The sequence below is a fragment of the Streptomyces sp. NPDC030809 genome, from assembly GCF_055572195.1.
Genome location: NZ_JBVIDV010000019.1, coordinates 70,996 through 94,230, shown reverse-complemented (window position 1 = coordinate 94,230; position 23,235 = coordinate 70,996). Strand labels below are relative to the sequence as shown.

Here is a 23,235-nt window from a genome sequence, read left to right as displayed (position 1 = left end):
GCCGCCTGCTCCCGCCTCCGGCCCGCCGCCCGCGGCCGCCGGACCGGAGGTCCCGGCCCCGCCCCCGGCTCCGGCCCCGCCCCGCCGACTGGCCCGCCGCCTGGTCCAGCTCTACGCCGGGCTCGCCCTGTACGGCGCCAGTTCGGCCCTCCTCGTCCGGGCGGGGCTGGGCCTCGACCCCTGGGACGTGTTCCACCAGGGGGTGGCCGAGCGGATCGGCTGGAGCATCGGAACCGTGTCCGTGGCCGTGGGGGCGCTGGTGCTGCTCCTGTGGTGGCCGCTGCGCCAGCGCCCGGGGCTCGGCACCGTCTCGAACGTGTTCGTCGTGGGTCTGAGCATGGACGCCACCCTCGTCTTCGTGCCGGCGGCCGGGCGCCCGGTGGTCCAGGTGCTGCTCCTCGCCGCCGGAGTGGTCCTCAACGGCATCGCGACCGGCCTGTACATCGCGGCGCGCTTCGGCCCCGGCCCGCGCGACGGGCTGATGACCGGCCTGCACCGCCGGACGGGCCGCTCGATCCGGCTGGTGCGCACCGGCATCGAACTGACCGTCCTGGCGGCCGGGTTCCTGCTGGGCGGCACGGTCGGGATCGCCACCGTGGTGTACGCCGTGGCCATCGGCCCGCTGGCCCAGTTCTTCCTGCGCTTCTTCGCCCTGCCGGAGCCGGTCAGTTCGGGCAGTACGCGTCCTGCTCCGGCCGCTCCCCCGTCGTGAGGAAGGCGGTGACCGCGCGGTTGCCGCAGGCGTTGCCGTTGCCCAGGTAGAGCCCGTGCCCGCCCTGTTCCTCGGTGACCATGCGGGCCCGGTCGCCGAGCGCCGCGCGCATCTTCAGGGCCCCGGAGAGCGGGTTGGCGGGGTCGCGGCGGCTCTGCAGCATGAGGATGTCGGAAGGGCCCTCGGAGGTGATCCGCACCGGCTCGGGCGCGGTCTCGTGCTTCCAGAAGGAGCAGGGCAGGACGTTGACGGGCATGCCCGCCGTCAGGGGGTGGGCGGCGCGGTCGGCGGCGACCGCCCTCCGGTGGCCGGCGGCCGGAGTGTGCGGCCAGGCCACGTCGTTGCAGATGACGCCGACCATGACCGCCGCGTCCTCGTCGCGGATCGGCCGGGCGAGCTCCGGCGGCAGGGCCACGGGGTCGCCGCCGGCCGCGGCCGCCCGTACCAGGCGTGCGAAGGCGGGGAAGGCGGCATCGGCGTAGAGGGCGTTCTGCAGGGCCTGGCGCAGTCCGTTCCCGGTGAGCGGGACCCCCGGGGTGGTGGACTCCCGCGGTGCCCGGTCGAGGGCGGCGGCGAGGGACAGGACCAGCGGGCGGACCTCCTCGGCCCGCTCGGCGAGCCGCAGGCCCTCGCGGTTCCGGTCCGGGTGCGAGGCCCAGGCGGCGAAGTCGGGGAAGCGGTCGTCGGCGCCCGCCGACATGTTCGCCAGCCAGCCGCGGGCCACCCGCTTCGGGTCGGGGTCGCCGCTGCTGTCGAGCACCCAGCGGTCGGTGCGGTGCGGGAACTGCTGGGCGTAGACGGCCCCGACATAGGTGCCGTACGAGACCCCCCACGCCGAGAGCTTCTCCTCGCCGAGCGCCGCCCGGAAGCGGTCCATGTCGCGCACCTGGTTGGCGGTGGTGAAGCTGCGCAGCACGGGTCCGCCGTTGCGCGCGCAGGCCTCGGCTATGCGGTGCGAGCGGGCGAGGTTGGCGCCGATGGAGCCGTCGGGGGCGGGCCACGGGCGCAGGCTCGTGAGGTAGCGGTCCCCGGGGGCGAGTGCGCAGCTCGCGGTGGTGCTGCCGCCGACCCCGCGCGGGTCCATGGCCACGAGGTCGTACGTGTTCCCCAGCTCCTTGCGGAGGGCCGCGCCCTTCTGGGCCAGGCGCTGCACTCCGGAGCCGCCCGGACCGCCGGGGATCACGAGGAGGCTGCCGCGGCGGGTGCCCGCGCCGCGCTCGGCGGGAAGGCGGGTGACGGCGATGCCGAGCTGCCGCCCTTCGGGCTCGGCGTAGTCGAGCGGCACGGGCAGGGTGGCGCACTCCTGGCCGGCCGGGCCGCCGGGCCGGGCGCAGGGCTGCCAGTCGAGCTGCGGGGCGGCGGCCCCGGTCCCGGGGGCGGCGGCCGCCGCGGTCCCGGTCAGGGTGGCCGCCACCACCGCGGCGGCGAGGGTCAGGAGCAGGGGCTTCTTGATCGGGTTCGTCATGCCCTCAGCCTGGTCGAAGGCGTTCGCGCCCCCCATCCGGCGGGCCGGTCGGCCCGGGGTGGGGACAACCCCCGGGCCCGAGTACGGCCCGCCGCGGGGCAGTTGGCCCCGGGCGGCCGCCGAGGCCCCTCTCGCGGCGGGGCCGGGTCACCGGGCTTTCCGGGCCTGCGCGCGGCCGTGCGGGAGGCTCAGCGGCGTTTGCGCGAGCGGGCGCGGCGGACGAGGATCCCCACCGTGGCGCCGGTGAGGGCGGCGCCTGCGACACCCAGGGTGGTCAGCCACGTGCCGCGGCCGGGGCCGGAGTCCGGCTCCCGGTTGCGGTCGGGGGCGACGGGGTCCATGGCGGGCCGGGCGGCCGTACGGGTGGCTCCGGCGGCCTTCGGGGCATCCGCGGCCGTCCGCCGCCCGGGGCTCCCGGGCCCGGCGGGGGTGGCGGTGCTCGCGGCCGGGCCGGGGGCGGCGACCGTGACGGTGCCCTGGCCGCGGCCGAGGTCCGGGAAGCCCACCTCGACGGTGACCTGCCAGCGGCCGGCCGGCAGGGCTTCGGCGGTGGTCCAGCCGGCCGCGGTGCCCGGGTCGCGGACCAGCTTCCAGGGACCCGCCGTGCGCGTGCCGTCCCCGCTGACCGCGTTGACGGTCGCCGCGACCCGCTCCTCCACCGGGTCCCCGTCGTTCTCCCAGGTGACGTCGGCGGTGACGCGGCCCTGCCGGTGTCCGGTGAGGGTGACCTCGATCGTGTCCCCGTGTGCGGCCGCGGTGCCCGGCGCGGCCATGAGCAGGGCGCCGGACAGGAGGGCGGCGGCCAGGGAGGCGGCGGCCGGGGAGGTGGCGGCCGGGGAGGTGGTTCTTCGGTGCATGGCGGTGCTCCCGGTGGAATGAGGGGCGGGAAGTGCGGTGCGGGCAGGCGGGCCGCCCCGTGACGGCCCGCCTGCCCGGTCGGGTGGCCGCTCGGCGCCTGGGCGCCGAGCGGCACTCCGGCCGGGGTCAGCCGGCCTTCTGGAGGGTCCAGGCCTGGGCCGGGCGCCCGTCCTTGCGCTGGAGGTCGAGCAGCCAGGCCCCGTAGTACGGGCGGTTGCTGACGGTCAGCGCGTAGTCCCCGCTGCGGTCGGTGACCGTGACGGACGCGCCGCGGGTGCCGAGCTTCCACTGCTGGGCCTTGGCGGTGCCGCAGGGCTGCTGGGCGATCCACATGCCGGGGGCCGGAGTGCCGCCGGGCTGGAGGCACTTGCCCGAGGCTGCGGAGCGGATGCGCACGAGTCCGCTGCCGGCGTCGTCGAAGTACCACTGCTGGTGCGCGTACCCGTTGGCGGCGGAGCCGACGAGGAGCGTCCCGTCCGCGCTGCGGCCGCCCCACAGCTCGGCGTTCATGCCGGTGCTGCCGTTGCCGAGCACGTAGCGGCGGCTCGGGGTGGTGGCCCCGTCGCCCGCCTTCCGGGTGGTGAAGCGCCTGGCCGTGCCGGGTCCGCTGTCGCGCCCCTGGGCGTCGCGCACGGAGACGGCCACCTTGTACGAGGTGCCGGGCTGGAGGCGGTAGATGCGCAGCACGGTGCCCTGGACCCAGGTGAGCTGCCTGCCGTCGAGGAACACCTGGTACCAGGCCGCGCCCCGGACCTGCGGCCAGCTCACCACGGCGGAGTCGGCCTGGATCTGGCTCACCGTCACGTCGGGTCCGGTGCCCGGTCCGGGCGTGGTCGGCGTGGGGCTGGGCTTCGGACTCGGGCTCGGGCTCGGGCCGGGGTCCGTGTCGCCGCCGCCCTTGGTGCGCATCAGGAACTGGTTGTCCGCGATGTTCCAGTGGGTCGCCAGGTAGCTGCCGGGCCGCGGGCTGGTGTGGAAGTAGTCGTCGTGGTTGCAGTCGAGGATGTTCTCGGAGGCCCGGTTGGTGCAGACGTTGCGCATCTGCGGGTAGTACGGGCTGTCCGAGTAGCACATGACGTCCCACTCGTCGGTGCAGTGCGCGCCGCGGCTGGTGTTGGGGGCGCTGTTGTTCACCGCACCGAGGTTGTGGCCGAGTTCGTGGGCGGCGGTGTGTCCGCCCCAGCAGCCGCTGTCCGTACGGCCGTAGGAGGGGCCGAAGTTGCTGAGGTTGTTCTGCTCGGGGCGCTCGTCCCCGTTGAAGGTGCCGATGCCGCAGTACACCTGGGCGTCCGCGAAGACCATGTACTTGCGGTCGCGGCGGTCGAGGCCCTTGGCGGCCAGCGCGCGGTTGGTGGCGCTGAACTCGGCCAGGGCGGAGTCCGGGAGCTCGATGTTGAGCACGGTCGGGGTGCAGTCGGCGGCGGTGACGTACCGGATGTGGCGGATGCCGCCCGTCTCCTCGGCGCTGGCCGAGTAGATGACGTCGGCGTCGGCGGCCCACTTGCGGAAGGAGGCCGCGTACTGCGCGTAGCGGTCGCTGCCGGGCGGGTGGACGTAGACCACCTGGACCCGGTTGCCGGTGTTCCCGTCCCCGTCGCAGGGCACGGTCTGCCCGGCGGGGCCGGCCGCGGCGGTGCGGGCCGGGCTCGCGGACTTGCGCGGGGCGGGGGCGGCCGCTGCGGTGCCCTGGGCCTGCGCGTCGACGGCGGGCGCGTCCTGAGCACGTCCGCTGCCCTGCGCCGGGGAGGGGTCGCCGCCGGGCGTGGCCGGATCGGCGGCCTTGGCCACGGACTTCACCGCGGGCGGGGTGTCCTTCTTGATGTCCACGCCCTTCGGCGGGGCGTCGGGGCCGTGGGTGCAGTGCCCCGCGGCGGTGGTGTAGACGCCGGCGCACCGGTCGCCCTTGGGCGCGGGCTTGAGGCCGTCGTAGACCATGCCGCGGGCCGGCTCGTTGCCGGGCTTCTCGTCGAGGGGGGCGGGTTCCGCGTCGCGGGCCGGTGCGGCGGCCGGCACGAGCAGGGCGGTCTCCGGCCGGGCCTGGGCGGGCCGACCGGTCCGCGCGTCCTCGCGGCCGGCCTCGTACGCGACTCCGGCCGCCACGACGGCGGCCACCGCCATGGCGGCGGTGATGCCTATGAAGCGTCCCCGCGGCTTCCGCTGACGTTCTTTCAGCCTTCGATGCTTGGACATGCACACCTCAATTCCTTGGTCAGGGGAGTGGGTGCGTCGGAGCCTGCCAGACGTCTCGCGTGGAGAATTCGGACAAACGGGAGGCGAGCCCGAGAATCCGATCCGTTACCTGCTGGTCTGATTTGATGAACACTCAATTCGCTTATGGACGTGGGGAGTTACGCGCGTCACCGCCCAGTGGTCCAGTCCCGCTTAAGGATGTCGTTATCAAATCGAGATAGTGCGGAAATCGTTGTTGACGGGGATTCAGTCGGGGATTCAACCGTCGATTACCGGGCGCAGGGCCCCGATTACCGATAGGTAAAGATGCACCGGACACCCGGCCCCGCCCGCCGCGGACGAGGTTCCGCATCCGGCCGACCCGGCGCCCGGCGCGGCGGTCCGGATGCACCCGGAAACCTCAGGCGCGCTGCTCCAGCGTGGGCCGCAGGCGCTCCAGGAGCGCATGGAGGGTGGCGCTCTCCACGCCGTCGAGGGTGTCGAGCGCGGAGTGGGTGGCCTGCATCTCCTCGCGCACCCGGCGGATGATCTCGCGCCCCGCGTCGGTGGCGACCACGTTCTTGACCCGCCGGTCGGCCGGGTCCGGCTCGCGGCGGACCAGCCCACGGGCCTCCAGGCGGTCGACGATCCCCGTGACGTTGGAGGCGTCGCACACCAGGAGGGTGGCCAGGCGGCGCATCGGCAGCGGTCCGTCGAGCTGGGCCAGCACCTTGGCCTGGGTGGAGGTGAGCCCGTGGCGCGCCGCGGCGGCTGCGAAATCCCGCCACTGGGCAGCGCCGATCGCGGCGAGCAGCTCCAGCAGCTGGAGCTTGCCGGGGACGGGGTGCGGCGTTGCGGTGGCGCTCATGCGGCGAGCGTACCCAGATTGCTTCACATTATCAATTGTTTACTTGACCACCTTAACTATTTGGGTCTACCTTCGATCGAGTTACTTGAGGTCATGAAACATCTGCCACCTGAAGCACCTGCACCTCACCCGAGAAGCAACCAGAAGGTCCTGCCAGCCATGAGCACCCAGTCCCCCGCCGCCCCGGCAGCCGGGCGCAGCCGAAACGAGACGGTCATCGTCTTCGCCCTGAGCCTCGCCGCGATGGTCGTTTCGATGATGCAGACCCTGCCCGTCCCGATCCTCGGCCTCATCCGCAACGACCTGGGCGCCTCCACCGCCGGGGTCAGCTGGGTGACCACGGCCACCCTGCTGTCGGCCGCGGTCTTCACCCCGCTGCTCGGGCGCTTCGGCGACCAGCACGGCAAGAAGCCCACTCTGGTGGCCGTCCTCGGCGTGATGGTCGCGGGCTCCGTGATCGCGGCGCTCGCCGGCTCCCTCCCGCTGCTGATCCTCGGCCGCGTCCTCCAGGGCGCCGCCACCGCGATCTTCCCGCTGGCCCTGTCCGTCCTGCGCGAGGAGGTCCGCCCGCAGAAGCTGCCCGGCGCCATGGCCCTGGTCAGCGGCACGCTGGCGTTCGGCAGCGGCCTGGCGCTGGTCGCCACCGGGCTCCTCACCTCCGGTGACGGCGCCGACTACCGCAATGCCTTCTGGATGGCGACCGGCTTCGCCGTCCTCGCCCTGGTCGCGGTCGTCGCACTCGTCCCCGCCACCCGCCACAAGACCGGCGGCCGCACCGACTTCCTCGGCGCACTCACCCTCGGCCTGACCCTGCTCCTGCTCCTGCTGCCGATCTCCCAGGGCCACGAGTGGGGCTGGACCTCCGGCCGTACCCTGGGCAGCTTCGCCGGCGCCGCCGTCATGACGGTGGTCTGGGTCCTCACCGAGCTCAAGGTCGGCGAGCCGCTGGTGGACATGCGGATGTTCGTGCACCGCCCGGTCCTCATGGCCAACCTGGCCGGCATCCTCGTCGGCTTCGGCATGTTCGCGAACTTCCTGGGCGTCTCCTACCTCGTCCAGATGCCCGAGGCGCTGACCGGCTACGGCTTCGGCGCGTCCATCCTGCGCGCCTCCGTCGAGTTCCTGCTGCCGGGCGCGATCGTCTCGCTGCTCGCCTCCCCGGTCGGCGGCCAGATCGTCCGGCACCGCGGCCCCCGGGTCGCGCTGGGCCTGGCGGCGGCGCTCGGTGCCGCGGGCTTCGGCTGGCTGGCCCTCGACCACGACCACACCTTCTCGGTGATCGGCGCCGGCCTGGTCGTCGGTGCGGCCGTCAGCTTCGGCTACGCCGCGATGCCCGCCGTGATCATGGCGAGCGTCCCGCACCACCAGAGCGGCATCGCCAACGGCATCAACTCGATCTCCCGCTCCACCGGCAGCGCGATCGGCAGTGCCATCGTCACGACCATCCTGGCCTCGAAGACCGTCGAGCACCTGCCGGCGGGCGTCCCCGCCCTCCCGGCCGAGTCGGGCTTCACCCTCACCTTCGTGATCGGCGCCGTCGCCTTCGCGCTGGTCGCCGTCATCGGCGGGATCGGCCTGCGCGGACAGCACCGCCCGCACACGGCGGCTCAGGCCGCGGCGGCCGGTACCCCGGATGCGGCTGCCGGGACCGCGGACGCGGAGCAGCCGAAGGCGAAGGCGGAGACCTCCGCCTGACCCGTACGCCGCACCCCGCGGCACCACGCGCCGAAGGGCCCCGGTCTCCACCGGGGCCCTTCGGCGTTCAGGCGCCCAGCCGGTCGATGTCCTTGCTGTAGAGGATCCGCGGGCCGGTGCCGTGCAGCCGGGTGACCGCGATCATCGCCCGGCCCAGGTGCTCGGTCGTGGTCGTGTGGCCGGGCGCGACCCGGCGCAGCAGCGGGTACAGCCAGGACGTGAGCGCGTAGCTGATGCGGTAGGCGCGGGTGCGGGAGACCTCGCCGTGCACCGGATGGATGTAGCCGGGCCGGAAGACGTACGCGTGGAGGTCCATCGCCAGCAGCGCGTTCTCGGTCCGCCCCTTGACCCGCGCCCACATCCGGCGTCCGCGCTCGGTGCTGTCCGTGCCCTCTCCCGAGACGTACGTGAAGACGGGGCGGGACGGGTCTCCGGGGGCCCGGCCCGCCGCGTGGGCCTCGGCCAGGGCCCGGGCCGCGGCGAGGGTGTACGCGTAGGTGACCCGGGTGTAGGAGGCCTCGTCGTGTCCGGCGACGGAGACCCCGAGGCAGAAGAAGCAGGCGTCCGCCCCGGAGAACTCCCCCGCGACCGCCGTGTAGTCGGCGAAGTCCTGGTGCAGGACCTCGCGCAGCTTCGGATGTGCGTGCCCCAGGGGCCTGCGGTTGACGACGGTCACGCCGGTGATCCCGGGATCCGCCAGGCAGGCGCGCAGCACCCCCTGACCGATCATCCCGGAGGCTCCGAAGACGACGACCTTCATGGGCTGCTCCCAGCACGGTGCACACGGACGCGGACATGGACATGGTCCCGGACGCGGAGCCGGCGCGGGCGCTCGCACGGATCCGGACGGAACCGCAGTCTGCCCGCCCCCGGTCCGCCCCCGGGGTTGCCCCCGCTCCCCGGCGTGTCCGGCGCCGGTCCCGGCGGCCGGTCCGGGGGTGTCCGCCCGCGTACCCCGCGTCAGCAGCCCCGCCCGTGCAGGACCTCGCGGGCCAGGGCGGCGCGGGCCGGGGCCAGTTCCGCGGCGAGGGCCGCGGCCCTCGTCCCGTCGCAGACGACCCGCGCCGGTCGGGGGCCCGCCGCCAGCAGGCACCGGCGGCGCAGATGGGTGGGCGGATGCGTGTCGTCCACGCTGTGCCCGCGCCGCGCCGAGACCCGGCGCAGGCGTTCGTACTCGCGGTCCGGCACGGAGGCGGCGTGCGCGGCCAGCTGCTCCCACAGCCCCGGCTCCGAGGCTCCGGACCCGCCCGACCCGCCCGGCCGGGCGGACCCGGCGTGCGCGGCGCGGCCCGCCGTGCCGCGGGTCCCGGCAGCGACCGCCGCCCGCCGCAGCTGCCGGGCCGCGGACGGCAGCACCAGCAGTCGGTCCATCAGGGCCACCGCGGCCTCGGTGGATCCGGCCCGTGCGGCCCCGGCGTCCGCCAGGTACTCGGCGCGCTGCGACTCGCGGAGCGTGAGGTGGTCCAGGAGGAGGATCAACCCGGTCACCGCCTGCCGGGGCAGGAAGACGGCGGCGTTGGTGAAGCGGTCCGCCAGGGAGTGCGGCTCGGAGGGGGCCAGCAGGTACCACCAGGTGCCGAGGGAGCGCAGGGCGCCGCCGATCACGGCCGCGCGGCGCACGTCGCCGTGGGAGAAGTGCCCCAGCTCGTGCCCGAGCAGGGCGACCCGCTCCTGCGGGGTGAGGATCTCCCACAGGCCGAGGCCGAGCACCAGGAGCCGGCGGCCGCGCACTCCGTACGTGGTGACCCCCGCGTTGGCCGAGGCGTCGACCACGACGGTGTCCACGCCCGTGGTTCCGGTGGCCGCCGCGACCTCGTCCACCAGCCCGAACAGGACCGGAGCGGCGGCCCGGTCCAGCCGTCGGGCGTCTTCGGGCAGTTTGCCGAACCGCGGCCGGAGCAGGACGGCCAGCGCGACGAGCGCGCCCCCCAGCACCGGCTGCACGCCTTCGCCCCAGCCGAGCACGGCCACCAGCGCGCCCGCCACCAGCAGCAGCGCGGTCGCCCCGTGCACGAGGAGGGCCACGGCCAGGGCCGCCACGGTGGCCGGGCGGCACCCGGCGGGACCGGCCGCGCCGCTCTCGGCCTCGGCGAGCTGCTGCGCTCCGTACCGTGCGGCCAGGCGGCGCCGGAAGGCGGCCACCCGGCCGGGCTCCGGGTCCGGGGCACCGGGGTCCACGTTCCAGTCGCAGGACTCGCACCAGCGGACGAAGCGCTCGTCCATGTCCGGCAGTGCGCTCCCGCAGTCCGGGCAGCACTGCGACCGGCCGGTGCGCACGGCCGTGCCGTTCTCCACGTCTGACGTCCCCGTCAGGTGCGGCTGCCGGCTGCGGGCGCCCCGGTCGGCGCAGCCTAGTGCCCGGCCGCCGGGCCGCCCGTGGCCCGCGCGGGGCCGGTGGCCGGATCGCTCCGGCCCGGTCGCACCCCGCCCGGGCCGGGACGGCCCGGGGGGAACGCGCCGAGGAGCCCTGCCGGATGGTACGGACCACCCGCCGGGCCGGGCCTGCCGGTCGGCCGGATTCCGCCGGTCGCCTCGCCGCACGAGCCGCGCCGGCGGGTGTCCTGCCTGCCCTCCGGGTGGCCCTTGCGCGTGCGCGGGCGCGGGGGCGGGTCCAGGCTGTGGGCATGGGTTCCGCGCCGATTCGCGTACACCGGCTCACCGACCAGGGCGGCCGCCGGGTCTCCGTCAGCGACGAGGGCGGTCACGACCGGCTGCTCGGGATCGCGTACAGCGACGGGGAGCTGCTGGATTTCCTGCGGCGGGCCGGGCTGCCGGACACCGAGGCGGTGCTGGACGATCCGGACTGGGTGAGCTGGGAGACCGAGCGGCCGCACGAGTGGACGGCGCCGTGAGTCAGGGCAAGAGTCACGGCGCCGTCTGCTGAAGGGCCGTCAGGCCGAGGCGAGCTCCGGGGCGGGCTCGGTCTGCGGCACGGCCGGCGGCTCGGTGTCCGCGGGCTCGCCGAGCGCGTGGCGCAGGGCGTGCTGCCGCTCCTCGGGGTCCGCGGAGGAGAGCAGGGCGCTCAGGACGGCGATGCGCGCCTGTCCGGCCCGCAGGATGCCGGTGGGCACGGCGCCGGCGGCGACGAGGTCGACCGCCCCGCCCCCGGTGTAGATCTCGGACACGGGTCCGGCCGCGACCCGGGTGGTCAGGGCGACGAGCACCCCGCGCGAGACGGCGTCCGCGACGGCGTCGACGATCTCGGGGGTCGCGTTGCCCGCACCCGTGGCCACGAGCACGATGCCCTGGGCGCCGGCGGCTACGGCCGCGTCGAACAGGACCGGGTCCCCGTCGCTGTGGTGCATGACCATGTCCACGCGCGGCAGCCGGTCGGGCACGGCGGGAAGGGCCAGCGGGGCGGGGCGGCGGGGGCGTACGGGCACGGAGACCCGGCCGAAGCCGATGCTGCCGAGGGCGTCCCCGGAGGGGTTGGCGAAGGCGTCGTGGGCGAGGGTCTGGGTCTTCACCGTGCCGCGGGCGGCGTGCACCCGGCCGTCGAAGGTGACGACGACGCCGAGGTCGCGGCCGGTCGCGGCGGTCAGCAGCGCGTCGTAGAGGTTGGCCGGGCCGTCGCCGTCGGGGGCGTCCAGCGGACGCTGGGCGCCGGTGAAGACCACCGGCCGCGGGTCGTCGTGGTGGAGGTCCACGAGGAAGGCGGACTCCTCCAGGGTGTCGGTGCCGTGGGTGACGACGATGCCGGAGACCTCGGGATCGGCGAGCACCTCGTGGATGGTGCGCAGCAGGGTGAGCTGGTGGGCGGTGGTCAGCCGGGGGCTGTTCACGCTGAAGAGGTCCACGACCTCGACGGTGACGCCCTCGGGGACGGATGCGGTGGCCATGACCTCCTGGCCGCGGGCGTCCGCGGCGAAGCCGGTGCCCTGCCAGCGGCTGGCTATGGTTCCGCCGGTGCTGATGACGACGACCCGTCCCACGATGGCCACCTCTCTTCGTGCCGTTCATGCAGTGGCAGCCCTGGGGATCCCGGGCGTGCTCGCGCAATATTAAGGATTTGGGCGCGCAATCGGATCGCTAGTTTTCATGCAGGAATGTTTCTCTGTGGTGGATCCTTGCGTTGGCTCCACTTTTCGGAGCGAAACATTGCGTACCACTGGAAACCCCCTCCGGCGTGCGTGAGGGAGTGCAGGCCGGCCGGGCGGCGGCTGCGGTCAGTTCGCGCCGGTCCCGCCCGCCCGGTGCAGGGCGAGCAGCAGGGGCCAGAGCCGCTCGGCGAGCTGCTGCGGTCCGCCGGGGACGGTGCCGTGCAGCCAGTCGGCGAGCACGGCGGTGAAGGTGCCCGCGACGGCCGAGGCCACCAGCTCGGAGTGCGGGGCGCCGGCCCGCTCCCGTTCGGCGTGCGCGCGGGCCCGGAGCTCCCCGTGGAGCCGGTCGCCGAGCGGTCCGGCCCCGCCCGGCAGCAGCAGGGTGCGGTGCAGGTCGCCGTGGCGGGCGGTGGCCGCGAGGAACTCGGCGAGGGCGGCCGGCGGGCGGACCGGCGGAATGGCCGCGGGCCCGGTCTGCCAGGCGTGCAGCGCGTCCACGGCCGCGTGCACCACCTCCGCGCAGGCGTCGACCGCGAGCCCGGTCAGGTCCTCGTAATGGAGGTAGAAGGTGGCGCGGCCGACCCCCGCCCGGCGGACCACGGCGGACACGCTCACCTCGCCGAGGGCCCGGTCCGCGCACTCGGCGAGCAGCGCCTCGCGCAGCCGGGCCTTGGTGCGGGCGGTACGGGGGTCCTCGGCGGCGCCCGGGTTCACGCGGCGAGCAGGGCCGCGCCGAGGGCCAGTGCGGCGGGCAGGGCCTGGACGAAGAGGATGCGCCGGTTCGCGGTCGCGGCCCCGTAGCAGCCCGCGACGATCACGCAGACGAGGAAGAACACCTGCACGCCCAGGTCTCCGGTGATCAGGGACCAGGCCAGGCCGGCCGCGAGGAAGCCGTTGTACAGGCCCTGGTTGGCGGCGAGCGCGGCGGTCCGGCGGGCGAGGTCCGCGTCGAACCCGGAGAGGCGGCGGCCCGGCGGCCGCTCCCACAGGAACATCTCCAGGACCAGGATGTAGGCGTGCAGGGCCGCGACGGCGGCGGTCAGGATCTGTGCGGTGACATGCATGAGAACTCCTCCACTTCCTGGACAACTGTACAGGAAGTGGAGGAGTCCGCATCCGGAGCGGCCGGACGGGCGGGCCGGTCAGCCCGGCGGGAGCTGCGGACCGGCGGGTGCCGGTCCGAGGGTGGTGGTCCCCGGGGTGGCGCGGTGCCCCAGACCGGTCCGGTAGACATCCAGCGCCGCCTCGGTGCGCCCGGTGCGGCGCAGCAGGTCGCCCAGGAGCCGGCACAGGTCGGCCAGGTCCCCGCTCGCGCCGCTGCGCTCCAGCAGGGCGAGGGCCCGTACGTAGTGCTCCTCCGCCTCCTCGGCCTCGCCCTGCTCCTCGGCGATCAGGCCGAGGAGGCGGTGGGCGCCGGCGGCGTGCACGGCGCCGTGCCGGTCGTCGAGTTCCAGCAGGGCGGACAGCAGCCCCACGGCCTCGTCCCGCCGGCCGAGGCGGCGCAGCACGTCCGCGAGCTCCACCTCCACCTGGGCGGTGTACAGTGCGGCGCGCTTGACCGAGAGCATGGTCCGGGCAGTACGCAACTCACGCTCGGCATCGGCCAGTTCGCCGTTCTGCGCGAGTACGTAGCCGCGCATCCAGTGGCAGTGCGCCAGGTCGGTGTGCAGCTGGAGCTGGCGGTAGATGGACTGGGCCTTGGCCAGGGAGGCGTCGGCGTCGGCGGTGCGCCCCTCGGCGAGGAAGGTCCGCGCCACCTGCCGGTGCATGCCGGCGACCAGTGCGGGGTCGGCGGCCTGCGGGGCGAGGGCGAGGGCGAGTTCGGCAGCGTGCGCGGCCCGGGCGTGGGCGCCCATGTCGATGTACGGGCCGATGATGGCGGCGTACAGCAGGAGCAGGGCCTCGGGGTCGGCCAGTCCCCCGGTGGTGAGCTCGTCGATGGCCGCTTCGAGCAGGTAGCAGGCGTACCGGAGCTCCCCGGCGAGGAGGTGGGCGACGGCCCGGCCGCGGACCGCGCGGGCCCGGCGGGGCAGCGGCTCCTCGGCGAGCAGCACCTCGGCGGCCTCGAAGTGGCGGCGCGCGTCGTCGAGTTCACCGGCCTCCAGGGCGCAGTCGCCGAGCCCGAGGAGGGCTTCGGCCTGCTCGGGCACGAGGTCCAGGTGCTCGGCGTCGGTGAGCAGCCGGCGGTAGCCGACCGCGGCCTCGTCGGCGGCTCCGGTGGCCAGCTGCCGCTGTGCGTCGGTGAGTCCCAGGCGCAGTTCGGTGGCGAGGCGGGCGGGGCGTCCGGTGGCCAGCTCCTCGAAGGTGGTGCCGAGCCGCTGGGCGAGGAACCGCAGCGCCGTCTCGGAGGGCCGGACCCGGCCGGACTCCAGGGTGGAGATGTACGCGGGGGTGTACGCGGGCTCGGCGAGCTGGCGCTGGGTCAGCCCCAGGCGACCGCGCAGCGTTTGCACGCGGCGTCCGATCTCGGCCGGTTCATCCATGGCAGACCCCCTTGCGTTTGCGGCGCTCCCGTGTCCGGCGGCGCCGGGACGTTGCGTACGACCCCTGCCCGCCCCTAAGTTAAGCAACTCGTTCATCGTACTTATTCGCCTGCTTAACTGTCCCGTCGGGGAGAGGTTTTCATGCGTTCAGCGCTGCGCAGAGCTGTCATCGCGGCCGGGGTGGCCACCACCGCCACCGCCGTCCTGGCCACCCTTCCGGGAGGGGCGGCCGCCGCACCCCCGCAGGCCGGGCCGGGCGGGGTCACCGTCGAGATCCCCGGCCCCGAGAGCGGCACCGCCGCCGGCTCCGGCCACACCGAAGTCCCGGCTGCGGGCCGCAACAAGCCGTCCGGCCCGCTGTCCTCCTCCGAGGCGGCCCTGGACGGCGAGCTCGCCAAGCTCGTCTACAACGGGCGCACCAAGGACCGGCTGGACATCGTCGTGGTCGGCGACGGGTACACGGCCGCCGAGCAGGCCAAGTTCCACGCCGACGCGAAGGCCAAGTGGGCCGAGCTGACCTCGGTGGAGCCGTACACCACCTACCGCAACCTGTTCAACGTGTGGACCGTCGACGCGGTCTCGAACCAGTCGGGCGTCTCGGGCGACCCGGACGCGAACACGGTCCGCGACACCGCCCTCGGCTCCTACTTCTGGTGCGACGGCATCGAGCGGCTGCTGTGCGTGGACCAGGCGAAGGTCGACAAGTACGTGGCCAAGGCCCCCGACGCCGACCTCGTCCTCGTGCTGTCCAACAGCACCAAGTACGGCGGCGCCGGGTACAACGAGCCGAGCAAGACCCTCGGCTACGAGGGCATATCCACCGCCTCCGCGGGCAACGCGAAGTCCGGCCAGGTGGCCATCCACGAGACCGGGCACTCCCTCGGCAAGCTCGCCGACGAGTACTTCTACCCGGGCTACCCCGGCTACGAGGAGTACAAGGGCGAGGAGCCCGGCGACTCCAACATCAGCACCCTGACCGCCGACACGCTGGCCGCGCAGCGGACCAAGTGGTTCCGCTGGCTGGGCGAGACCTCCCCCGACGGCGGCAAGGTCGGCACCTACGAGGGCGGCGGCTACTACGTCAAGGGCCTCAACCGGCCCACCGACAACTCCCTCATGCGCATCCTCGGCAAGCCGTTCAACCTGCCGGGCGTGGAGGCGATGATCGCCGGGTTCCACCGGCACGCCAACCCGGTCACCGCGCTCACCCCGACCGGCGCGACCCTGCGCCCGGGCAAGACCGTCAAGATCTCCGTGCCGCGCCTCACGGGCGCGGACGGGCGGCAGTTCACGATCCGCTGGTACTTCGACGGCAAGGAGCTGCGCTCGCTGCGCGGCCGTACCAAGGTGGCGGTCGCGGACCTGAGCGGCCGGCTCGCCGACGGCGGCACGCACAAGCTCGGCGTGGCCGTGGAGGACAAGACGCCCTCGGTCCGCGACCCGAAGATCGCCGCGACCCTGAAGTCGAAGATCCGCTGGAACGTCCACCGCTGAGCCTGACGGCGGTCCGCCGGCCGTACGGGAACCACCCCCGGGGGGCGGTTCCCGTACGGCCGGCTTCGGGCGGGTGCGCCCGCCTCAGCGGTACAGCACGTAGAGCAGTCGGTCGGGCGCCACCGGCGGGGTGCCCTGGAGCACGCCCGTCGTGGCGTTGGCCACGAGCGCCTGCTTGACCCGGCCGGGGGTGTCCGCCGGATGCCGGGAGAGGTGCAGGGCGGCGGCGCCGGCCGCGTGCGCGGTGGCCATCGAGGTCCCGCTGAGCACGGCCGTGGCGGTGTCGCCGTCCTTCCATGCCGAGGGAATGCCCACGCCGGGCGCGAACAGGCTCACGCAGTTCCCGTAGTTGGAGGACGCGGCCCGGCGGTCGGCGCTGTCGCTCGACCCGACGCTGACGACTTCGGGCAGCCGGGCCGGCGAGGTGCTGCACGCCCCGTCCGCGGAGCCCGAGCTGCCCGCCGAGGCGGTGTACGTGATGCCGGAGGCCACCGAGTTGCGGACCGCGGAGTCCAGCACGGAACTGACGGCCCCGCCCAGGCTCATGTTGGCCACGGCCGGGCGCACCGCGTGCGCGCTCACCCAGTCGATGCCCGCGATCACGGCCGAAGTGGTGCCGGCTCCTTGGCAGTTGAGCACGCGCACCGCCACCGGGCGGGCCTCCTTGGCCACCCCGTAGGTACGGCCTGCGGCGATGCCCGCGACGTGGGTGCCGTGGCCGTTGCAGTCGTTGCCGTTCTGCCCGTCGCCCACGGTGTCCGTGCCGACCGAGGCCCGGCCGCCGAACTCCGTGTGCGTGGTGCGCAGTCCGGTGTCGATCACGTACAGGCGAACCCCGGCGCCCGTGGACGGCGGGGTGTAGGTCCCGGAGAGCGGCAGCCTGCGCTGGTCGATCCGGTCCAGGCCCCAGGGCACGCCCGCCCGCGCCCCGGCCCGTGCCGGCGGGGCCAGCCGCACGACCCGGTCCGGCTCGACCCGGGCCACCCGCGGATCCGCGGCGATCCGCGCGGCCTGCGCGCGTCCCGTCCGTACGGAGAACCCGCGCAGTGCGGACCGGTAGACGTAGCCGAGCCGGGCGCCGTCCGCCCTGCCGAGGAGGTCCCGTGCCGTGTCCTCGACGGCGGCGGGCCGGCCGTGTGCGGCGGGTTCCTTCAGCACGACGATCCAGCTGCCGGGCACGACCGCGGCGGGGCCGCTCGCGGCCGCGGCCGCGGTCCCGGTCCCGGCCCCGGCCTGGAGTCCTGCGGCCGCCGCGGCGGCGGACAGCAGCACCGACCACGTTCGCCTGCCTCGTAACGCACTCATGTGACACCTCGACCTTTCGTCGACCTGGCGTGGGGATCCGGCCGGACAGGGCACTGCGCGCGCCCGCCAGGCTCCCTCCCCGCGGCCCCGCGCACAAGGGGGCCGGCGCCCGAGGCCCCCGCTGCGCGGAGCCCTTCCCCTCCCCGCCCCTTCCCGAAGCGGGGGCTCCGCCCCCACACCCCCGGTCCTCAAACGCCGGACGGGCTGGACGATCCAGCCTCGCCGGCGATTGAGGCGCGGGGTCCGGGGCGGAGCCCCGGTTCGGGAAGGGGCGGGTAGGGGAAAGCCCCGCAGGGCATGGCCCCCGCCCCCGGACACCGTCATGCCGCCCCGGCCGGCGGGCGCCGGGACGGCATGACGGGGAGTGCGGGCCGCCCGGCCCGCTACGGCGTGAAGGACCAGCGCTGGGCGGCGCTGTTGTCGCACGTCGCACGCACCAGCTTCGTGCCGTTGGCACTCCCCCCGCCCACCGGCGCGAGGCACAGCCCCCCGTTGCGCACCGTGCTCTGCGCCCCCAGCTGCCACACCTGCCCGGCGCCACCGGAACAGCTCTGGATGGTCACCCGGGCCGCCGCCGTCCCGTCGAGGCAGGTGCCGCCGAGCCCGGTGAGCCGTCCGTCCGACCGGAGGGTCCAGCGCTGGTTGGCGCCGCCGTGGCAGGAGTACAGCGCCGGCTCGGTGCCCGGCGCAGTCGCGCTGTACGGCAGGTCCACGCAGGTGGTGGACTCCGCGTTGACCAGGGTGGCGTCGGCCGGCAGCGGGGCCGGCCGCCCCGTGGCGGTGATCTCGGCCGCGCTGGTCCACGGCCCCCGTCCGCCCGCTTCCGTGAGCGCCTTCAGGCGCAGGTAGCGTCCGGTGCGCCCGGCCAGCGGCACGCTCTTCGCGGCGGCCGAGTCGGCGAAGGTGCCGGTGGCCACCGGGGAGCCCCAGCTCGCGGTGGTGTCGGACACGTACACCTCGTAGCCGCCGATGCGGCCGTTGGAGCCGCCGTCCTGGCGGGGCAGGTAGCCCAGCCCGTCGAGGGTGTAGCGGGCCCCCAGGTCGATCTGGATCTCGTGCGGCAGCGCGGCCGGCTTCGCGGCGGACCAGGCCGTGTGCCACATCGTGGCCGGGTTGCCGTCGATCGCGTTCGCCGCGGCCCCGTTCTCCGCCGCCGTCTCCTGGCTGTCGGCGTACGCCACGCTCCACCCGCTCTGCGGGATGGGGGTGGCGGCGGGGACGGGCTCGGCTGCGGGCAGCCGCGTCCCGGTGGCCGTGAGGGTGAAGGCGGCGGACTTGCTGCCGGTCTTGACCCGCAGGACGCCCGCGCGATCGGCGGGGTCGAAGTACCAGCCGGTGGCGGCCGCGTCGTAGGCCGCGCGGGTGGCGTGGGCCGGCAGGGCGGAGCCGTCGGCCGTCACGGCACCGGGGGCTGCGGCCACGTGCAGGGTGAACTCGTAGCCCCGGGAGGCGGGTTTGCCCGTGTAGCTGCCGGTCGGGGCGCCGACGGAGACGGTGATGTCACCGGTGCCGGAGGCGGGCGCGCTGACGTCCACCTTCTGCCGGGCGAACGCGCCGTTCTGGTGGGCGCGGGTCAGGCCGTCGTCCTCGTACAGGGTGAAGGTGGAGTTGCCGCGCGGATGGATGTCGTAGGTGAGGGTGGAGACCGGCTTCTCGCCGGTGTGGTTCATCTGCGGCCACATCGGCACCACGGAGCCGCCCTTGACGAACAGCGGCAGGGTGTCGAGCGGGGCCGCGTAGCCGTTGAGCCAGCCGGGGCCCGCGTACGTGCGGCCCGTCCAGTAGTCGGTCCAGGTCCCGGCGGGCAGGTAGATCCCGTCTCGGACGGAGGTGTCGGAGACCACCGGGGCCACCAGGAAGGCGTCGCCGGCCATGAACTGGCCGCTGGTCAGGTTGCCCCGCGCCACCGGGTCCTCCGGGTACTCCAGGACCAGGGCGCGGGTGCTCGGGACGCCCGTCTCGTGCGCGGTGCGGCTCATCGTGTACAGGTAGGGCATCAGCCGCATCTTGAGCTGGAGGTACTTGCGGTTGATGGACAGGTAGGGCTCGGCGAAGCGCCAGGGCTGCTTGTCCTGGTAGCCGGCGGAGGGGTTGGTGGCGCCCCAGCCGGACATCGTCATGAACGCCGGGGTGAACGCCTTCCACTGGAGGTCGCGCACGTACGTCTTGGGGCTGCCGCCGAAGATGCCGTCCACGTCGCCGGCCGCGTAGTTGAGGCCGGACAGGCCCGCGCCGGCGATGGCCGGGACGTGCCAGCGCATGTCGTCCCAGGTGCCGTACGTGTCGCCGGTCCAGACGACGGCGTTGCGCTGGGTGCCGGCCCAGCCGTCCACCGTCCACACGTAGCGGCGGGCGTCGGAGTTCTTCTCGATGCCGTCCACGGCCTGCTGCACCCCGTTGAAGGCGTACTTGTAGCCGCTGCCGATCCAGGCCACGTCGGTCTTGACCCCGCGGGTGCCGGCGACCCCGACCTCGTCGGCGATGCCGGACAGGCCGGTGGAGGTCCACAGGCCGGTCTGGAAGCCCTTGGCGCGCAGGGCGTCCACGGTGGACTTGAGGGGGGCGGTGTAGCCGCAGCCGTAGCCGTCGTTGGGCAGGAACCAGCCGGAGGGCATGTCGGCCGCGCGCGCGTCGGCGGCATAGCCGACCACGTCGGGGGTGGTCTGGTGGCGGGCCCGGTTGTGGTCGCCCTGGTAGTCGGGGTTGGAGGCGTTGAAGCAGTCCGCGTTGCCGAGTTCGAAGCCCCACATCGGGGCCAGGAACGGCTTCCCGCTCACGTCGGTGTAGGCGTCGAGCACGCCCTTGAGGGAGTCGCCGGTGAAGTACCAGGCGTCGAAGCGCTTTTCGTTGTGGGTGAAGGAGCCGGGGGCGCCGAAGCTGTACGAGCCGGGGGCCCACGTGTTGCGCATGACCCCGTAGCCGTTGGTGGACATGTAGAAGGGCGCCGGGCTGGCGTTGTTGTTCTCGCGCCACTTGTTGTCGACGGCCACGGGGACGGTCTTGCCGCGCAGGGCCCATTCGCCGAGCCGCAGCCCGGTCCCGTAGAACTGCTCGTCGGCGCCGCGCGCCAGGTACTGGGTGGTCTGGGTGCCGGTCCAGCTGGTCGGCTGGGTCTCCTGCCAGACGGGGGTGGTGTTGTCGGCCCGGTAGACGGAGAACTGGAGCGGGGACTTGTTCACGCGGATGGACAAGGCGCCGGTGCTGATCCGGTAGTAGCCGCCCGCATCGGTGTACGAGGTGTTCACGGAGCCGAAGTCGGTGGTGACGGCGAGGTCGGACCCGGCAGGGTCGTCGGCGAAGGAGCCGTCGGGCGAGAGCCAGATCCGGAAGATGTCCGAACGGGCCACGACCACGCGGGCCTTGGCGCCGGTGGAGGCGGTGACCGTGAAGGTGTTGCCGGACTGGGCGAAGCCGGTGACCGATCCGGCCGAGGAGGCGGCGGCCGGGGCGGCCGGCCCGGCGGTGGCCAGCGCCGCGGCGGCGAGGGCGGAGGCGAGGAGGGACCCCAGGGCGCGCAGGGGGCCCCTGCGTTTGCGTGGGCGGTGCGGGTCCGGGCGTGGGCCGGGATGCGGGCGGGCGGTGCGCGGCAGGCCGAGTCTCATGGCAGCTCCAGCAGCTCGTCATGCGGTCCCGGGGCGGGTGGCGCAGCCCTCGTGACGCGCGAGTCGTTTGGCATGCGCCCGGCAACATAGCGCGAAGCCGGTTCCATTTGAAAGAAGTTGCTCGAAACTGGCTGCTACCAAGCACGTTCACGCAATGAAGCATCGGTACGCAGGAACTCCCGCGCACCAACGCGCAGGAGCCCGACGGCAGTTCTGCCGTCGGGCTCCCGAGGAGGGTGGTGCAGCAGGGGCGCCGGTGCACCCGCCGCCGCTACGAACGCGCGATGAGGGTGGCGGCGGCGAGCACCGCGGCCAGGGCGAGCGCAGCCGCCCCGTACTGGAGCCGGTGGCTGCGCACGACCGGCACGAAGCGGTCGAGGGCGTAGCGGCCCGGCCCCGTCAGCGTCAGGGCGACGGCGCCGGCCAGCAGCAGCACCTCGTACTCGGCCCCGCCGTTCGCCCCGGCGAGGAAGTGGCCGTTCCAGACGACCGCCAGGGCGTTGACCATGGTGCCGGCCACGGCCGCCCCGGCCAGCGGGGTGAGGAGGCCGAAGGCCAGGCCGAGCCCGCCCAGGGTCTCGCTGAGGCCCGCGACGACCGCCATCGCCTCTCCGGCCGGGTAGCCGCTGGAGCTGAAGAAGGCACCGGTCCCGCTGATCCCGCCGCCGCCGAACCAGCCGAACAGCTTCTGGACCCCGTGGCCGGTCATGGTCAGGCCGAGGGCGATGCGGAACAGCAGCAGCCCGAGGTCGTAGGCGTGCAGGGTCGCCGGATGCGGGGCGGCGAGCCCGTCGGCGGCGGCCGGGGCCGCAGCGGGGCGGGGGGTGGCGGAAGCAGAACTCATGGATGCGTCTCCGAGGGGATCGGCCGCCGGGCAGACGGCGGCGCGGGCGGGCGGGGAGGGTCGTGCGCGGAGGGTCGTGCGCGGAGGGTCGTGCGGGGAACGTGCACCCCGGGAGGCGGGGCGCGACGGCTCGGCCGAAGGTCAGCCGAACTGGAGGGACCGCTTGGCCAGCCCCATCCAGAAGCCGTCCACGGCGGTGCGCTGGGTGCCGAGCTCGTCCTGTGCCGCGCCGAGCGTGACGAACAGCGGGGCGAAGTGCTCGGTGCGCGGGTGGGCCAGCCGGCCGGCGGGGGCCTTGTGCTCGAAGTCGAGCAGGGAGTCCACGTCGCCCGACTCCAGGGCCCGGCGGCCCCAGTCGTCGAACTCCGCGGACCACCCGGGTACGTCGGGCCCGGTGTGCCGCAGGGCGGCGAGGTTGTGGGTGAAGAAGCCGCTGCCGACGATCAGCACGCCCTCGTCGCGCAGCGGGGCGAGCTTGCGCCCGATGTCCATGAGCCGGCGCGGGTCGAGCGTGGGCATGGAGATCTGGAGCACCGGGATGTCGGCCCCCGGGTACATCTCGACGAGCGGGACGTACGCGCCGTGGTCGAGCCCGCGGTCCGGGATGTCCTGGACCGGCACGCCCGGCGCGCGCAGCAGTTTCCGCACGCTTTCGGCCAGCGCGGGCGCGCCGGGAGCGTCGTACCGGACGCGGTAGTAGTGCTCGGGGAAGCCCCAGAAGTCGTAGACGAGGGGCACCTGCGCGGTGGCGCCGAGGGCGAGCGGAGCCTCTTCCCAGTGGGCGGAGACCATCAGGATCGCCCGCGGCCGGGGCAGCCCGGCGGACCAGGCGGCGAGCTGGCCGGGCCATACGGGGTCGTCGGCCAGCGGAGGTGCGCCGTGGCTGAGGTAGAGGGCGGGCATGCGCCCGGGGGTCGCAGTGGTCATCGTGCTCTCTCCCAGTGTGAGCGCACCCGAGGGCGGACGGACGGCGGCGGCGTGGTTCAAATTCGAACCACACCGCGACAGTACCGCCCGATTCAAATTTGAACAACTGCCGTAGGCTGGGTCCATGGCAGAAACGAGATGGCTCGACGAGAGCGAGATGCGCGCCTGGAAGGCCTTCCTCGCGGCCGGCGCCCTGCTGAACCGGCGCCTCGACCAGCAGCTGAAGGAGGACTCGGGCCTCTCCCACGCGCAGTACGAGATCCTCGTCCGGCTGTCCGCACACCCCGACGGGGAGCTGCGCATGACCGAATTGGCCGATGCGCTGATCAACTCCAAGAGCGGTCTGACCTACCAGGTCGGGCAGCTGGAGAAGGCCGGGCTGGTCCGCCGGCGCAGCTGCCCCTCCGATGTCCGCGGGGTCTACGCGGTACTGACCGAGGCGGGCCGGGAGCTCCTGGAGCGGGCGGCCCCCGGACACGTCACCACGGTCCGCGAGCTGCTCATCGACGTGCTCACCCCCGGGCAGCTGGATGCGATCGCGGACGGCCTGGGCGAGGTCACCCGAAGGCTGCGCACCGCATCGGCCTGATTCCGCCCCCGGCGCGCCCGCGGCCGCCTCACTGCCCCGAGTCCCCCAGGGCGAAGAGCAGGTAGAGGAAGAAGGCGAACAGGTGGCCGAGGAAGAGGTAGGCGACCAGCCGGATCAGGAGTCCCCGGGGGAACTTCGACTCGATGCGGTCGCGGACGGTCTCGGTCGGCTGGTCTTGCGGCAT

Annotated in this window: 20 protein-coding genes; 5 read left to right on the top strand and 15 right to left on the bottom strand. The window is 74.4% G+C overall.

The annotated features are described in order from the left end of the window. The first annotated feature begins 88 nt into the window (after positions 1 to 88). Positions 89 to 712 (top strand): membrane protein YczE, encoded by a 624-nt coding sequence (gene yczE / locus ACZ407_RS24410; RefSeq protein WP_468131787.1) that lies wholly within the window; start codon positions 89 to 91, stop codon positions 710 to 712. On the opposite strand, the gene ACZ407_RS24405 is transcribed toward yczE, so the two are convergent. From ACZ407_RS24405 to ACZ407_RS24390, 4 genes are all read right to left on the bottom strand, one after another. Next, positions 666 to 2,177 (bottom strand): alpha/beta hydrolase, encoded by a 1,512-nt coding sequence (locus tag ACZ407_RS24405; protein ID WP_468131633.1) that lies wholly within the window; start codon positions 2,175 to 2,177, stop codon positions 666 to 668. The genes yczE and ACZ407_RS24405 overlap by 47 nt on opposite strands. Before the next feature lie 188 nt (positions 2,178 to 2,365). Further along, the gene (locus ACZ407_RS24400; protein WP_468131631.1) at positions 2,366 to 3,034 is read right to left on the bottom strand and encodes a hypothetical protein; all 669 of its coding nucleotides are present in this window, start codon (positions 3,032 to 3,034) and stop codon (positions 2,366 to 2,368) included. A gap of 127 nt (positions 3,035 to 3,161) precedes the next feature. After that, on the bottom strand, positions 3,162 to 5,225 hold the full coding sequence (locus ACZ407_RS24395) for an RICIN domain-containing protein (protein ID WP_468131629.1): 2,064 nt from the start codon (positions 5,223 to 5,225) through the stop codon (positions 3,162 to 3,164). A gap of 400 nt (positions 5,226 to 5,625) precedes the next feature. Further along, entirely contained in the window at positions 5,626 to 6,072 is a 447-nt protein-coding gene (locus tag ACZ407_RS24390; protein WP_468131627.1) for a MarR family winged helix-turn-helix transcriptional regulator, read from the bottom strand. 159 nt (positions 6,073 to 6,231) lie between these two features. On the opposite strand from ACZ407_RS24390, the gene ACZ407_RS24385 reads away from it, so the two are divergent. After that, on the top strand, positions 6,232 to 7,767 hold the full coding sequence (locus tag ACZ407_RS24385; RefSeq protein WP_468131625.1) for an MFS transporter: 1,536 nt from the start codon (positions 6,232 to 6,234) through the stop codon (positions 7,765 to 7,767). 67 nt (positions 7,768 to 7,834) lie between these two features. Here the strand turns inward: ACZ407_RS24385 and ACZ407_RS24380 are convergent, their stop codons facing one another. Both ACZ407_RS24380 and ACZ407_RS24375 read right to left on the bottom strand, forming a co-directional pair. After that, complete coding sequence (locus tag ACZ407_RS24380; protein WP_468131623.1) at positions 7,835 to 8,527, bottom strand: NAD-dependent epimerase/dehydratase family protein; 693 nt, start codon at positions 8,525 to 8,527, stop codon at positions 7,835 to 7,837. A gap of 200 nt (positions 8,528 to 8,727) precedes the next feature. Beyond that, positions 8,728 to 10,062, bottom strand: coding sequence for a M48 family metallopeptidase (locus tag ACZ407_RS24375; RefSeq protein ID WP_468131621.1), 1,335 nt, complete (start codon positions 10,060 to 10,062; stop codon positions 8,728 to 8,730). 329 nt (positions 10,063 to 10,391) lie between these two features. Between ACZ407_RS24375 and ACZ407_RS24370 the strand changes: the two genes are divergently transcribed. After that, entirely contained in the window at positions 10,392 to 10,619 is a 228-nt protein-coding gene (locus ACZ407_RS24370) for a hypothetical protein (protein ID WP_468131619.1), read from the top strand. A 39-nt stretch (positions 10,620 to 10,658) separates the two neighbouring features. Here ACZ407_RS24370 and ACZ407_RS24365 read toward each other — a convergent pair whose 3' ends face one another. From ACZ407_RS24365 to ACZ407_RS24350, 4 genes are all read right to left on the bottom strand, one after another. Next, positions 10,659 to 11,699, bottom strand: coding sequence for an asparaginase (locus tag ACZ407_RS24365; protein WP_468131618.1), 1,041 nt, complete (start codon positions 11,697 to 11,699; stop codon positions 10,659 to 10,661). Positions 11,700 to 11,933: 234 nt separating this feature from the next. After that, positions 11,934 to 12,521 (bottom strand): TetR/AcrR family transcriptional regulator, encoded by a 588-nt coding sequence (locus ACZ407_RS24360; protein WP_468131616.1) that lies wholly within the window; start codon positions 12,519 to 12,521, stop codon positions 11,934 to 11,936. Then, the gene (locus ACZ407_RS24355) at positions 12,518 to 12,871 is read right to left on the bottom strand and encodes a DUF1304 domain-containing protein (protein ID WP_468131614.1); all 354 of its coding nucleotides are present in this window, start codon (positions 12,869 to 12,871) and stop codon (positions 12,518 to 12,520) included. Before ACZ407_RS24355 ends, ACZ407_RS24360 begins: the two co-directional genes overlap by 4 nt. Before the next feature lie 78 nt (positions 12,872 to 12,949). Then, on the bottom strand, positions 12,950 to 14,290 hold the full coding sequence (locus ACZ407_RS24350; RefSeq protein ID WP_468131612.1) for a helix-turn-helix domain-containing protein: 1,341 nt from the start codon (positions 14,288 to 14,290) through the stop codon (positions 12,950 to 12,952). A gap of 141 nt (positions 14,291 to 14,431) precedes the next feature. Between ACZ407_RS24350 and ACZ407_RS24345 the strand changes: the two genes are divergently transcribed. Continuing rightward, complete coding sequence (locus ACZ407_RS24345) at positions 14,432 to 15,784, top strand: M64 family metallopeptidase (RefSeq protein ID WP_468131610.1); 1,353 nt, start codon at positions 14,432 to 14,434, stop codon at positions 15,782 to 15,784. Positions 15,785 to 15,868: 84 nt separating this feature from the next. Here the strand turns inward: ACZ407_RS24345 and ACZ407_RS24340 are convergent, their stop codons facing one another. From ACZ407_RS24340 to ACZ407_RS24325, 4 genes are all read right to left on the bottom strand, one after another. Further along, on the bottom strand, positions 15,869 to 17,089 hold the full coding sequence (locus ACZ407_RS24340) for a S8 family peptidase (RefSeq protein WP_468131608.1): 1,221 nt from the start codon (positions 17,087 to 17,089) through the stop codon (positions 15,869 to 15,871). Positions 17,090 to 17,472: 383 nt separating this feature from the next. Continuing rightward, entirely contained in the window at positions 17,473 to 20,691 is a 3,219-nt protein-coding gene (locus ACZ407_RS24335) for a TIM-barrel domain-containing protein (protein ID WP_468131606.1), read from the bottom strand. 271 nt (positions 20,692 to 20,962) lie between these two features. Continuing rightward, positions 20,963 to 21,535, bottom strand: a complete 573-nt coding sequence (locus tag ACZ407_RS24330; RefSeq protein ID WP_468131604.1) for a DoxX family protein — start codon at positions 21,533 to 21,535, stop codon at positions 20,963 to 20,965. Positions 21,536 to 21,676: 141 nt separating this feature from the next. Next, positions 21,677 to 22,462 carry a dioxygenase family protein gene (locus ACZ407_RS24325; protein WP_468131602.1) on the bottom strand — a complete coding sequence of 262 codons (786 nt, stop codon included), beginning with the start codon at positions 22,460 to 22,462 and terminating at the stop codon, positions 21,677 to 21,679. A 124-nt stretch (positions 22,463 to 22,586) separates the two neighbouring features. On the opposite strand from ACZ407_RS24325, the gene ACZ407_RS24320 reads away from it, so the two are divergent. Then, positions 22,587 to 23,051, top strand: coding sequence for a MarR family winged helix-turn-helix transcriptional regulator (locus ACZ407_RS24320; RefSeq protein WP_468131600.1), 465 nt, complete (start codon positions 22,587 to 22,589; stop codon positions 23,049 to 23,051). Positions 23,052 to 23,079: 28 nt separating this feature from the next. Here ACZ407_RS24320 and ACZ407_RS24315 read toward each other — a convergent pair whose 3' ends face one another. Next, positions 23,080 to 23,235, bottom strand: coding sequence for a DUF6126 family protein (locus tag ACZ407_RS24315; RefSeq protein ID WP_468131598.1), 156 nt, complete (start codon positions 23,233 to 23,235; stop codon positions 23,080 to 23,082).

What these genes read in the sequence shown, in the direction of transcription:
- ACZ407_RS24370 (WP_468131619.1), top strand. Translation starts at nt 10,392, where the DNA reads ATGGGTTCCGCGCCGATTCGCGTACACCGGCTCACCGACCAGGGCGGC.
- ACZ407_RS24380 (WP_468131623.1), bottom strand. Translation starts at nt 8,527, where the DNA reads ATGAAGGTCGTCGTCTTCGGAGCCTCCGGGATGATCGGTCAGGGGGTG.
- ACZ407_RS24405 (WP_468131633.1), bottom strand. Translation starts at nt 2,177, where the DNA reads ATGACGAACCCGATCAAGAAGCCCCTGCTCCTGACCCTCGCCGCCGCG.
- ACZ407_RS24395 (WP_468131629.1), bottom strand. Translation starts at nt 5,225, where the DNA reads ATGTCCAAGCATCGAAGGCTGAAAGAACGTCAGCGGAAGCCGCGGGGA.
- ACZ407_RS24315 (WP_468131598.1), bottom strand. Translation starts at nt 23,235, where the DNA reads ATGCCGCAAGACCAGCCGACCGAGACCGTCCGCGACCGCATCGAGTCG.
- ACZ407_RS24345 (WP_468131610.1), top strand. Translation starts at nt 14,432, where the DNA reads ATGCGTTCAGCGCTGCGCAGAGCTGTCATCGCGGCCGGGGTGGCCACC.
- ACZ407_RS24350 (WP_468131612.1), bottom strand. Translation starts at nt 14,290, where the DNA reads ATGGATGAACCGGCCGAGATCGGACGCCGCGTGCAAACGCTGCGCGGT.
- ACZ407_RS24385 (WP_468131625.1), top strand. Translation starts at nt 6,232, where the DNA reads ATGAGCACCCAGTCCCCCGCCGCCCCGGCAGCCGGGCGCAGCCGAAAC.
- ACZ407_RS24390 (WP_468131627.1), bottom strand. Translation starts at nt 6,072, where the DNA reads ATGAGCGCCACCGCAACGCCGCACCCCGTCCCCGGCAAGCTCCAGCTG.
- ACZ407_RS24400 (WP_468131631.1), bottom strand. Translation starts at nt 3,034, where the DNA reads ATGCACCGAAGAACCACCTCCCCGGCCGCCACCTCCCCGGCCGCCGCC.
- ACZ407_RS24320 (WP_468131600.1), top strand. Translation starts at nt 22,587, where the DNA reads ATGGCAGAAACGAGATGGCTCGACGAGAGCGAGATGCGCGCCTGGAAG.
- ACZ407_RS24330 (WP_468131604.1), bottom strand. Translation starts at nt 21,535, where the DNA reads ATGAGTTCTGCTTCCGCCACCCCCCGCCCCGCTGCGGCCCCGGCCGCC.
- ACZ407_RS24340 (WP_468131608.1), bottom strand. Translation starts at nt 17,089, where the DNA reads ATGAGTGCGTTACGAGGCAGGCGAACGTGGTCGGTGCTGCTGTCCGCC.
- ACZ407_RS24355 (WP_468131614.1), bottom strand. Translation starts at nt 12,871, where the DNA reads ATGCATGTCACCGCACAGATCCTGACCGCCGCCGTCGCGGCCCTGCAC.
- ACZ407_RS24325 (WP_468131602.1), bottom strand. Translation starts at nt 22,462, where the DNA reads ATGACCACTGCGACCCCCGGGCGCATGCCCGCCCTCTACCTCAGCCAC.
- ACZ407_RS24335 (WP_468131606.1), bottom strand. Translation starts at nt 20,691, where the DNA reads ATGAGACTCGGCCTGCCGCGCACCGCCCGCCCGCATCCCGGCCCACGC.